Origin of the sequence: Klebsiella sp. CN_Kp113 (assembly GCF_040064585.1) — a bacterium.
Taxonomy (GTDB): domain Bacteria; phylum Pseudomonadota; class Gammaproteobacteria; order Enterobacterales; family Enterobacteriaceae; genus Klebsiella; species Klebsiella michiganensis.
Window position 1 is genome coordinate 84330 of the sequence record NZ_JBEAID010000029.1, and the last position, 11926, is coordinate 96255.

Below are 11926 nucleotides of genomic sequence, written 5' to 3' on the forward strand. Positions count from 1 at the left end.
TGACCTCTTTTGCTTTACAGGAAGTGACAGAATTTACCGACGACGCCCAGAACCACGGTGATGCCAATAAGGCGCAGCGGACTCCAGCCTCTGCGTACCAGCCAGTACATGGTCAGGGTATAGACCAGCGGCAAAAATGCGGGCATCAATTTATCAATAACGTCGGCCTGCAGTTTAACCACCGCATCGCCGGCCTTGATTTCGAGCGTCGTATTCAGGCGAACATAGGTTGCTACCAGCGCCCCAATGACCGTCATCCCAACGATTGACGCCGCATGACCCACTTTCTTTGTGTTCGCTTTGATAAGCGGAATTGCTGCGACGCCCATTCGATATGCATAGTGCGCCAGACCAAAGCGTAGACCGAGATGGACGACGTTAAACAACACGATAAAGACTATGGCGCCAAGGATAGAGCCTTGCAGCGCCAGGCTGGCTCCTGTCCCGCCGCAGATCGGCAACAGCGTCAACCAGAACATGGCATCGCCAATCCCACCGAGCGGTGCGCCAACGGCGATTTTGGTGCTTTGGATGCTGTTGACATCCTGCTTGGAGCGTTCCATTGCCAGAATGATGCCAATAACAAACGTCACCAGGAAAGGATGGGTATTAAAGAATCCCATATGGCCTTTCATGGCTCGGGCCAAATCGCGTTTGTTGGTATGGATCTTTTTCAACGCGGGTAGCAGACCGTATAGCCAACCAGATGCCTGCATACGCTCATAGTTAAAAGAAGCCTGCAGCAGCATGGAACGCCAGGCCACGCGGTTAATGTCTTTTTTAGTGAGATCGGCGCCAATATTCTGATCTTCATAGACGTTTTCATTCACCCCGGTGAGCAGCGTTTCTTCATTTTCAGTCGTATTCGACAAGGTATGTTGGTTAGATGCCATCTTCGAATTCCTCTTTCTGTGCCGCTGGTTTAGTCGGTTCGGGAGATTTACGCAGCAGATCGATCAGCGCCATTGCCAGCGCGGCCGCGGCGATAGCCAGGACCGGAAGCTTGAGCCAGGCCGCGGCAACGAAACCTATGATGAAATAAGGGATATAGACGTTTTTCAGCATGATTTTTAGCAGTACGGCAAAGCCGATAGCGGGCATGATGCCGCCTGCAACGCCCAGGCCGTCAATCAGACGTTCGGGCAGCACATCGATGGCGGTTTTCGCGTGTTCCGCTCCGAAGTAAATTGGCAGGAAAGCGCAAAGGAAGTAGAAAATGCCTAGCGCCAGCAGCGCCAGATAGTTAACCCGTTCAATACCTGCTGTATCGGCATTTGCGGCCATGCGATCGCAGCGGGACATCACGCCGGACATGACGGAGAACAGGAAGGTAATGCCCATTTGTACAGCGACGGCAAACGGTACGGCGACCCCTACAGCCACGTCAGGTTTCACGCCGGTGGTTATGGCAAAAGTTGTTCCCACGATAGTGCCAATAATGACGTTAGGCGGCTGAGCGCCAGCCAGCGGCGCCAGACCCATCCACACCAGTTCCAGCGTGCCGCCGGTTAAAATACCGGTATGCAGATCGCCCAGAATCAGACCAACCAGCGGCCCAAGTACCACTGGACGGTGCATGTGTGTTAAACCGTTGAACATATCGAGGCCGGCAATAAAGGCGAGAATACCTAATGCAAAAGCCTGCAACAGACTAATTTCCATTGTGAATCCCTCAAAGTAGTTTAAAGAGATCCAAAGCAGGTTCTGTCGGGACACCCTGAACGAAGCATTCCACTCCGGCCGCTTTCAGACCGTTAAAGGCGCTGATATCGTTCGCGTCGACAGAAACCGTTTTGGCAATTTGTTTTTTACCTTCGGCGTAATGCATGTTTCCCACATTGATGCGTGTGACGGGCACACCGCCTTCGACCAGCTTGAGAAAATCAGTCGGTGTTCTGCATACCAGTAAAATTTTCTGCCGGTCGGCGGCGCGGTGAATGTTATCGATCGTTTTTTGCAGCGACCAGAAACGTACGGCAATCCCTTCGGCCAAAACCATTTCCATCAGATTCTGCTGCACGGTGTCTTCAGCGACTTCATCATTAGCGACCAGTACCAGATTTGCCCCCGCAAATCCGACCCACTGTACGCCTACCTGGCCATGGATGAGTCTTTCGTCAATACGACTCAGTACGATATTTGGCATAGCGTTTTCCTCTTAGTTGTTATCCGTTATGGAAGTAACGCCCTGACAGGCGGCATGGTACTGCTGCAGTATGTCCTGAATGTGGCTCATGATGAGTTCCCGCGGCGTGGCACTGAGATCTCCCTCGCGTACTTTTACGTACTGCAAAGGTAAATATTGGCTGATAAGCGGTAGCGGGATTGGCTCACCCGCCAGATTGCGAACCAATCTTTCGAATGCGTCATCAATCTGGCTGTCCGGCCAGTAATAACGAACGCGATCGGAATAGCTGTAGCCGCGGGCCAGACGACGTGCGTTGCCATCGCCGTGATAGTGGCTTTGCCAGTATTCCGGGCGATCTAGCATTACGCTCTCAAGTACGTGACGCAGGCCAGAGCAGGCTTTGGCCGGCAACAGCTCCTCCTCAATGGCTGCTAGCGAGAACAGCGCTTCGCGCAGGGCGAAAGTCAACGCCGGACCAACTTTCAGAATGGCGAAGTGATCTTTCACTAGCTGGCGCAAAGATTGCGGCGTCTGGTAATCCGTGGAGTGTGCTTCGAATACCAACGTGTCGTAAGCTTCAACCATTTTGCTCAGAGCGACGGCTTTTTGCGGTTGGTAATCTATGATGTGCGTATGATCGAACTCGACGCCGGGTTGCACAACCAGGGCAATGATGCGGGACCAGATGGTATCCAGACCCAGTTTTTCAAACGCATGGCGATGGGCTTTCAGCGTGGCGCGTGCCGCATCGGGTGTAGTGACCTCTAGCTCGGCTAATGTTTCGTGGGCACCGCCTGGTACAGGCACTTCGGTGCCAATGACGTAGACGAGATCCGATTCGCCGAACTGCTCCACGCAGGTTTCCTCGGCAATCTTTGCCAGACGTGCAGCACGTTCAGCGACGATAGCATCGGTTAGCGGAACCGGATCGCCCTGACAGGACATGCTGCAATCAAGATGGATTTTTTTAAATCCAGAAGCCACGTAGCTTTTGATCAAACCGTCAGCATTGGCCATCGCCTGCTCTGCTGGCAGATGCTGCCAACGATTTGGGCCGAGATGGTCGCCGCCCAGAATTAACTGCTCTTCGGGGAAATCAAGCGAGTTGGCCAGTTGGCAGACAAAGTGGCGAAAATCAGCTGGGGTCATTCCCGTATAACCGCCAAACTGATCAACCTGATTGGAGGTTGCCTCGATCAGCAGAGGAGTTCGGTTAGCATGTGCGTAGCGTATTGCAGACTCCAGAACTAGTGGATGCGCCGAACAAACGGCATATATACCGTTTGCTTTCCCCCGTTTATGCTGTTCCACCATAGTCGTCAGATGTTTCACTTTCTTCTCCAGGTTGGATGGTTATGATAATTATCTTTCGTTTTGTTTCATTTTATACTGCATCATGGTGTTATAAAAATAAAACGAAAGATAATAGTTTTCCGATCTGTTTCACAAAAGAAACATAATGAAAGTGTTTTGCGGCGAGTTTATGGGCTGAGATACCTATCGCGGGGCTTGCATTCGGGTAAAAGAAAGGCGTTAATAAGGAAAACGAAATAAAACGAAAGAATTAGTTAAAGGATTTCTTATGAGCAACACAGACCATTCTGCAGATAAGCGGGTACCCGGTACCAGCGAAAGACGGGAGCAGATCATCCAGCGGTTGCGGCAGCATGGAAGCGTGCAGGTGAACGATCTTTCTGAATTGTTCGGCGTTTCTACGGTGACGATCCGTAACGATCTTGCGTTTCTAGAAAAGCAGGGGATCGCCGTTCGGGCTTATGGTGGTGCACTGATTTGCGACAGTAATATCCCCGGCGGAGAGCCTTCTGTTGAGGATAAAAGCTCGCTGAATACGGCGATAAAACGGCGTATCGCCGGAGCTGCTATTGCGCTGATCGGGCCGGGGCATCGCGTTATTCTCGATTCCGGTACCACGACATATGAGATCGCCCGTCTGCTGCGCGAGCATACTGACGTTATTGCTATGACCAACGGTATGAATGTTGCTAATGCATTACTTGAAGCGGATGGTGTTGAGCTGTTGATGACCGGTGGGCACTTGCGCCGTCAATCGCTTTCGTTCTATGGCGACCAGGCAGAACAGTCGTTGCAAAATTACCACTTCGATATGCTGTTTCTCGGTGTTGATGCGATCGATCTGGAGCGGGGCGTCAGCACCCATAATGAAGATGAGGCCAGACTAAATCGTCGGATGTGTGAGGTTGCGGAGCGCATTATCGTGGTCACCGACTCGACAAAATTCAACCGTTCCAGCTTGCATAAGATCGTCGACACTCAGCGGATCGATACCATCATCGTTGATGATGGTATCCCGCCAGAAAGCCTGGAGGGGCTGCGTAAGAGCGGCGTTGAAGTCATTCTGGTGAATGCGTAAATATTGATACGCCGGGGGCGATGCTCATTCACCGCCGCCCGGCTTTTCTGCTAAGGATTATCACGTCACCGGCGCCGGGTTAAACACCGCCAGCTGATTGTGCAATCCCCACTGATCCGAGAAGGTCTTCTTGCGGCCGCTGGCGACATCAAGAATAAATTCAAACAGCTTCAGCCCTACCTCTTCGATGGTTTCTTCTCCGGTGGCGATGGTTCCCGCGTTGATATCCATTAAGTCATACCAGCGGTTTGCCAGCTCGGTACGCGTCGCCATTTTTATGACCGGCACGGCGACCAGGCTGTACGGCGTACCGCGACCGGTAGTAAAGACCTGCACCGTGATCCCGGAAGCCACCTGCTGAGTACCGCAGACAAAGTCGCTCGCCGGCGTCGCGGCGTAAATCAGCCCGCGTTTGGTCGGGCGCTGCCCCGGAGAGAGCACTTCGGCAATCGCGCTCTTCCCGGATTTAGCGATAGAGCCCAGCGCTTTCTCGACGACGTTCGCCAGGCCGCCTTTCTTGTTGCCCGGGGAGGGGTTGGCGCTGCGGTCGGTTTTGCCCATATCGAGATAGTTATCGTACCAGGCCATCTCCTCCAGCAGGCGTTTTCCGACTTCTTCGTTGATGGCGCGCGGCGTCAGCAAATGGATCGCATCGCGCACTTCGGTGACTTCCGAGAACATAACGGTCGCCCCGCAGCGCACCAGCAGATCGGATGCGTAGCCCACCGCCGGGTTGGCGGTGACGCCAGAAAACGCATCGCTGCCGCCGCACTGCATACCGACAACCAGCTCGGAGGCCGGGCAGGTTTCACGCTGGCGCTGGTTCAGCTTCTCCAGGTGACGCTCGGCGACCTGCAGAATGTCATCCACCATTGATTTAAAACCGACGTGCTTCTCATCCTGCAGGCTGACGATGCTGGCGCTATCCACGGGGATGCTTTTCACATCGTCGGTGCCTTCCAGCAGGCGCTCCGGCTGCAGTTTTTCGCAGCCAAGGCCAATCACCATCACTTCGCCGCCGAAGTTTGGATTGAGCGCCAGGTTATGAATGGTGCGGATCGGGACGACCGCCGCCGGAGCGTTAATCGCCACGCCGCAGCCATACAGGTGGTTCAGACCCACAACGCCATCGACGTTGGGATACTTCGGCAGCAGATCGCGTTCGATAATTTTCACCACATAATCGACGACGCCCGCCACGCAGTGCACGCTGGTGCTAATGCCGAGCAGGTTTTTGGTGCCCACGCTACCGTCGGCGTTGCGATAGCCTTCGAAGGTATAGCCTTCCAGCGGCGGCAGCGGCGCCGGGACTTTGGTCGCCAGCGGTAGGGTATGCAGCGGCGGCGCTTTCGGTAGTTCGACCAGCGATTCGTCAATCCAGCTGCCCTGCGGAATATCGCGTACCGCATAGCCAATCACTTCGCCATAGCGGATGATTTCACCGTGGACGGGAATATCGACCAGCGCGACTTTATGGCCTTGCGGGATATGTTCAACGAGCGTGAGCCCGTCAGGGAAACGCGTTCCTGCCTTTAAACCTCGATCGTTAACAATAATCGCCACGTTATCCGTTTCGTGTACTTTTATATAAAACGCCGTTGGCGATTCTTGTCTAATTTCAATATCAGCCATTGTCCAGTATTCTCCAGCAAGGTGCGAATAATAAAATAAAACGTTTATATCCGTCATATTTCAAGCTGCATGTGCGCTGGCTTTCCTCGCTCACCCCAGTCACTTACTTTAGTAAGCTCATGGGGATTCCCTGCGCTGCCGCCTTCATGCAACTCGAAATATTTAGGGTATATTCAATTTCTGATGTGCAGATTTGTGAAATAGAGAATGTCAGGTGTTTGAATCTGAAAATGTGATCTAAATCACCCATTGCTGCGCGGGCGAATACGTTAAAGAGGGAAATCGCTGGAACTGTGGAACAGCGCCCACTGATTATTGCATTTGCACAACAATAACGATAATTAAACGCCATTTACAGGTTATATGCACAGTGTTTAACGCTCGCAAGCTGATTATACTGAGTCATGCTTGCAATGCGCCGGATAAGTAAATCGATACCTTCTGATATTGATTTCTGAATAATAAAGAATCACACCAAAATAAATAATGGAAGGTGTGTTGTACCTGAGGAATATTAGATGAGTCTGGATGCAACGATAGAACAGAAAAGGGAAGTGCCAACTCGATATTTAATTCTGTTGATCATTTTCATTGTTACCGCCGTTAACTATGCCGACCGGGCGACGCTCTCGATCGCCGGTACAGAGGTGGCGAAAGAGCTGCAGCTGAGCGCGGTCTCGATGGGCTATATTTTCTCCGCTTTCGGCTGGGCCTACCTGCTGATGCAGATCCCCGGCGGCTGGCTGCTCGATAAATTTGGCTCGAAGAAAGTATACTCTTACAGCCTGTTCTTCTGGTCGCTGTTTACCTTCCTGCAAGGCTTTGTGGATATGTTTCCACTGGCGTGGGCGGGTATCTCAATGTTTTTTATGCGCTTTATGCTGGGTTTCTCTGAAGCGCCATCTTTCCCGGCAAACGCCCGTATCGTCGCGGCGTGGTTTCCGACGAAAGAGCGCGGGACCGCATCGGCGATCTTTAACTCCGCGCAGTATTTCTCCCTGGCGCTGTTCTCGCCGCTGCTGGGCTGGCTGACCTTCGCCTGGGGTTGGGAGCATGTCTTCACCGTCATGGGCGTGATTGGCTTTGTGCTGACCGGCCTGTGGGTAAAACTGATCCATAACCCCACCGACCATCCGCGCATGACGCAGGAGGAGCTTAAGTTTATCTCCGAGAACGGCGCCGTCGTTGATATGGACCATAAAAAGCCCGGCAGCGCGGCGACCAGCGGACCTAAACTGCACTATATCAAGCAGCTGTTGACCAACCGCATGATGCTGGGCGTGTTCTTCGGCCAATATTTTATCAATACCATCACCTGGTTCTTCCTCACCTGGTTCCCGATTTATCTGGTGCAGGAAAAGGGCATGTCGATTCTGAAAGTGGGTCTGGTCGCATCGATTCCGGCGCTGTGCGGTTTTGCCGGCGGCGTGCTGGGCGGGGTGTTCTCCGACTATCTGATTAAACGCGGTTTTTCCATCACCGTGGCGCGTAAGCTGCCGATCGTCCTCGGAATGCTGCTGGCTTCCACCATCATTCTGTGTAACTACACCGATAACACCGCGCTGGTGGTGACCCTGATGGCGCTGGCTTTCTTCGGTAAAGGGTTCGGCGCGCTGGGCTGGCCGGTGATTTCCGATACCGCGCCGAAAGAGATTGTCGGCCTGTGCGGCGGCGTCTTTAACGTATTTGGTAACGTCGCTTCCATCGTAACCCCGCTGGTTATCGGTTACCTGGTGAGCGAGCTGCACTCATTCAACGCAGCGCTGGTCTTCGTCGGATGCTCGGCCCTGATGGCGATGGTTTGCTATCTGTTTGTGGTTGGCGACATCAAACGCATGGAACTGCAGAAATAATTAACGGTTAAGTGACAAGGTATAAACGATGAACAACGATATCTTCCCGAACAAATTTAAGGCGGCCCTGGCGGCGCATCAGGTTCAGATTGGCTGCTGGTCCGCGCTGGCGAGCCCGATTAGCACCGAAGTTTTAGGTCTGGCAGGTTTCGACTGGCTGGTACTGGACGGCGAACATGCGCCGAACGACATCTCAACCTTTATCCCGCAGCTGATGGCGCTGAAAGGCAGCGCCAGTGCGCCGGTCGTTCGCGTACCGACCAACGAGCCGGTGATTATTAAGCGTCTGCTGGATATCGGTTTTTATAACTTCCTGATTCCGTTTGTCGAAACGAAAGAGCAGGCGGTTAACGCCGTCGCCTCAACCCGCTATCCGCCAGAAGGCATTCGCGGTGTATCCGTCTCGCACCGCGCCAATATGTTTGGCACCGTGCCGGATTACTTCGCGCAGTCGAACAACAACATCACCATTCTCGTGCAAATTGAGAGCCAGCAGGGCGTGGATAACGTTGATGCGATAGCCGCCACGCCGGGCGTTGACGGTATTTTTGTCGGCCCAAGCGATCTGGCCGCTGCGCTGGGCCATCTGGGCAATGCTTCCCATCCGGAAGTGCAGAAAGCTATTCAGCACATTTTTGCCAGCGCGAAAAAGCACGGTAAGCCGAGCGGCATTCTGGCGCCGGTTGAAGCCGACGCGCGCCGCTATCTGGAATGGGGCGCGACCTTTGTTGCCGTCGGCAGCGACCTGGGCGTTTTCCGTTCTGCCACGCAGAAGCTGGCTGACTCCTTTAAGAAATAACCACCACCGAAACTAGAGAGATAAAGACATGACAATGAAAGTTGGTTTTATTGGCCTCGGTATCATGGGTAAACCAATGAGTAAAAACCTCCTCAAGGCAGGTTACTCGTTGGTGGTTGCTGACCGTAACCCGGAAGCGATTGCCGAAGTGATTGCCGCAGGCGCAGAAACCGCCGCGTCAGCGAAAGCGATTGCCGAGCAGTGCGATGTGATCATCACCATGCTGCCGAACTCCCCGCACGTGAAAGAGGTAGCGCTGGGCGAAGGCGGCATTATTGAAGGCGCGAAGCCGGGCACCGTGCTGATCGATATGAGCTCCATCGCGCCGCTGGCGAGCCGCGAAATCAGCGAAGCGCTGAAAGCGAAAGGCGTCGATATGCTGGATGCGCCGGTCAGCGGCGGCGAACCGAAGGCCATCGACGGTACGCTGTCGGTGATGGTGGGCGGTGATAAAGCGATTTTTGACAAATATTACGATCTGCTGAAAGCGATGGCGGGTTCGGTGGTGCATACCGGCGAGATCGGCGCGGGCAACGTGACCAAGCTGGCCAACCAGGTGATCGTGGCGCTGAACATTGCGGCGATGTCCGAAGCGCTGACGCTGGCGACCAAAGCGGGTGTGAACCCGGATCTGGTATATCAGGCGATCCGCGGTGGGCTGGCCGGAAGTACCGTACTGGATGCCAAAGCGCCAATGGTGATGGACCGCAACTTCAAGCCGGGTTTCCGTATCGATCTGCATATCAAAGATCTGGCGAATGCGCTGGACACTTCTCACGGCGTGGGCGCCCAGCTGCCGCTGACCGCCGCGGTGATGGAGATGATGCAGGCGCTGCGCGCCGACGGTTTGGGTACCGCCGACCACAGCGCGCTTGCATGCTACTACGAAAAACTGGCGAAAGTGGAAGTCACTCGCTAACAAGAAGGGCGCGGATGCGCGCCCTGTAATTCTTGCCTTGCGCGGCACTGTCAGGCTACATAACTATGAAAATCGTAATCGCCCCAGACTCTTATAAAGAAAGCCTCTCGGCCACCGAGGTTGCTCAGGCTATAGAAAAAGGTTTTCGGGAAATTTTCCCCGATGCGCTCTACGTGAAGGTTCCTCTCGCCGATGGCGGAGAAGGTACCGTTGAGGCGATGATTGCCGCGACGCAGGGAACCGAAATGAGCGCCTGCGTGACGGGGCCGCTGGGTGTTCCGGTTAATGCCTGCTGGGGGCTTTCCGGAGACGGCAAAACCGCGTTTATCGAAATGGCTGCGGCCAGCGGGCTGGGGCTGGTTCCGCCCGCTCAGCGTAACCCGCTATTGACGACGTCGCGCGGTACCGGCGAGCTGATTTTGCAGGCGCTGGATCATGGGGCGAAAAATATCATCATTGGCATTGGCGGCAGCGCCACCAATGACGGCGGCGCGGGGATGGTTCAGGCGCTGGGCGCGCGTCTCTGCGATGCCAATGGCGCGGAGATTGGCAACGGCGGCGGTAGTCTGTGTAGCCTCAATTCGATAGATCTCTCCGGTCTTGACGCGCGACTGCATGATTGCGCTATTCGGGTCGCCTGCGATGTCACCAATCCGCTGACTGGCGATACTGGCGCATCAAGGATATTTGGTCCGCAGAAAGGGGCTACCGAAGCGATGATCCGCGAGCTTGACAGCAACCTGGCGCACTATGCGGACGTTATTAAGGCCGATCTGCATGTCGATGTGAAGCAGGTTGCCGGCGCGGGCGCGGCGGGCGGCATGGGCGCAGCGCTGATGGCGTTCCTGAACGCTGAATTACGCAGCGGGATTGAAATCGTGACCCAGGCGCTGAATCTGGAAGAGCATATCCTCGATTGTTCGCTGGTGGTGACCGGTGAAGGCCGGCTGGATAGCCAGAGTATTAACGGTAAAGTGCCGGTTGGCGTGGCGAACGTGGCGAAAAAGTATCATAAGCCGGTAATTGGCATTGCCGGTAGTCTGACCCGGGACGTGGGCGTGGTTCACCAGTATGGGATTGATGCGGTGTTTAGCGTGCTGACCAGCGTAACGACGCTCGAAGAGGCGTTTCGCGGCGCAGCGGACAATATTTATCATGCGTCGCGTAATATTGCGGCGACATTGCAGGTTGGGATGGCGACGGAAGGATGACAACCGTCGGTAAACCCTCTATACTTCGCGCCGAAGCTGACCAGACAGTCGCCGCTTCGTCGTCGTCCTCTTCGGGGGAGACGGGCGGAGGGGAGGAAAGTCCGGGCTCCATAGGGCAGGGTGCCAGGTAACGCCTGGGGGGCGCAAGCCCACGACCAGTGCAACAGAGAGCAAACCGCCGATGGCCCACGTAAGTGGGATCAGGTAAGGGTGAAAGGGTGCGGTAAGAGCGCACCGCGCGTCTGGTAACAGTTCGCGGCACGGTAAACTCCACCCGGAGCAAGGCCAAATAGGGGTTCATAAGGTACGGCCCGTACTGAACCCGGGTAGGCTGCTTGAGCCAGTGAGCGATTGCTGGCCTAGATGAATGACTGTCCACGACAGAACCCGGCTTAACGGTCAGCTTCCTCATTCAAAGAAAACCCTCGTCAGAAATGGCGGGGGTTTTTGTTTTCGGCTAAAGGTTGAAACAGAGGGCAGATGAATGACTGTCCACGACGCTATACCCAAAAGAAAGCGGCTTAACGGTCAGCTTCCTCATTCAAAGAAAACCCTCGTCAGAAATGGCGAGGGTTTTTGCTTCATACGGCAGTTTAAAACACAGGACAGATGAATGACTGTCCACGACGCTGTACCCAAAAGAAAGCGGCTTAACGGTCAGCTTCAACTTTCTACAAAACCCCTGCCAGCGATGGCGGGGGTTTTTGCTTCATATGGCGGGTTGAAACACAGGACAGATGAATGACTGTCCACGACGCTATACCTAAAAGAAAGCGGCTTAACGTTCAGCTTCAACTTTCTACAAAACTCCTGCCAGCGATGGCGGGGGTTTTTGCTTCATATGGCGGGTTGAAACACAGGACAGATGAATGACTGTCCACGACGCTATACCTAAAAGAAAGCGGCTTAACGTTCAGCTTCAACTTTCTACAAAACTCCTGCCAGCGATGGCGGGGGTTTTTGCTTCATATGGCGGGTTGAAACACAGGACA

Annotated in this window: 10 protein-coding genes and 1 other RNA gene; 6 read left to right on the forward strand and 5 right to left on the reverse strand. The window is 54.2% G+C overall.

What is annotated here, in order from left to right; genetic code table 11:
- Nucleotides 1-14: 14 nt before the first annotated feature.
- The 4 genes from agaE to kbaZ are packed head-to-tail and all read right to left on the reverse strand — an operon-like array spanning nt 15 to nt 3460.
- A complete protein-coding gene (gene agaE / locus ABLV30_RS19835) occupies nt 15-893 on the reverse strand; it encodes a PTS N-acetylgalactosamine transporter subunit IID (RefSeq protein ID WP_348865645.1) in 879 nt (292 codons plus the stop codon).
- A complete protein-coding gene (agaW, locus tag ABLV30_RS19840; protein WP_009651887.1) occupies nt 883-1662 on the reverse strand; it encodes a PTS N-acetylgalactosamine transporter subunit IIC in 780 nt (259 codons plus the stop codon). Before agaW ends, agaE begins: the two co-directional genes overlap by 11 nt.
- Before the next feature lie 10 nt (nt 1663-1672).
- Complete coding sequence (agaV, locus tag ABLV30_RS19845; protein ID WP_025108323.1) at nt 1673-2146, reverse strand: PTS N-acetylgalactosamine transporter subunit IIB; 474 nt, start codon at nt 2144-2146, stop codon at nt 1673-1675.
- A gap of 12 nt (nt 2147-2158) precedes the next feature.
- The gene (gene kbaZ, locus ABLV30_RS19850) at nt 2159-3460 is read right to left on the reverse strand and encodes a tagatose-bisphosphate aldolase subunit KbaZ (RefSeq protein ID WP_038423717.1); all 1302 of its coding nucleotides are present in this window, start codon (nt 3458-3460) and stop codon (nt 2159-2161) included.
- A gap of 250 nt (nt 3461-3710) precedes the next feature.
- Between kbaZ and ABLV30_RS19855 the strand changes: the two genes are divergently transcribed.
- Nucleotides 3711-4520, forward strand: a complete 810-nt coding sequence (locus ABLV30_RS19855) for a DeoR family transcriptional regulator (protein ID WP_064358301.1) — start codon at nt 3711-3713, stop codon at nt 4518-4520.
- Between the two features lie 60 nt (nt 4521-4580).
- Here the strand turns inward: ABLV30_RS19855 and garD are convergent, their stop codons facing one another.
- The gene (gene garD, locus ABLV30_RS19860; RefSeq protein ID WP_348865646.1) at nt 4581-6152 is read right to left on the reverse strand and encodes a galactarate dehydratase; all 1572 of its coding nucleotides are present in this window, start codon (nt 6150-6152) and stop codon (nt 4581-4583) included.
- A 518-nt stretch (nt 6153-6670) separates the two neighbouring features.
- Here garD and garP point away from each other — a divergent pair.
- From garP to rnpB, 5 genes are all read left to right on the forward strand, one after another.
- Nucleotides 6671-8005: a galactarate/glucarate/glycerate transporter GarP gene (gene garP, locus ABLV30_RS19865; protein ID WP_032751391.1), complete on the forward strand. Its 1335-nt coding sequence runs from the start codon at nt 6671-6673 to the stop codon at nt 8003-8005.
- Nucleotides 8006-8033: 28 nt separating this feature from the next.
- Nucleotides 8034-8804 carry a 2-dehydro-3-deoxyglucarate aldolase gene (gene garL, locus ABLV30_RS19870; RefSeq protein WP_186006444.1) on the forward strand — a complete coding sequence of 257 codons (771 nt, stop codon included), beginning with the start codon at nt 8034-8036 and terminating at the stop codon, nt 8802-8804.
- Between the two features lie 28 nt (nt 8805-8832).
- Nucleotides 8833-9723 carry a 2-hydroxy-3-oxopropionate reductase gene (gene garR, locus ABLV30_RS19875; protein ID WP_004105999.1) on the forward strand — a complete coding sequence of 297 codons (891 nt, stop codon included), beginning with the start codon at nt 8833-8835 and terminating at the stop codon, nt 9721-9723.
- 65 nt (nt 9724-9788) lie between these two features.
- Nucleotides 9789-10934, forward strand: a complete 1146-nt coding sequence (garK, locus tag ABLV30_RS19880; protein WP_025108329.1) for a glycerate 2-kinase — start codon at nt 9789-9791, stop codon at nt 10932-10934.
- A gap of 32 nt (nt 10935-10966) precedes the next feature.
- Nucleotides 10967-11345, forward strand: an RNA gene (gene rnpB / locus ABLV30_RS19885) — RNase P RNA component class A.
- Nucleotides 11346-11926: the final 581 nt, after the last annotated feature.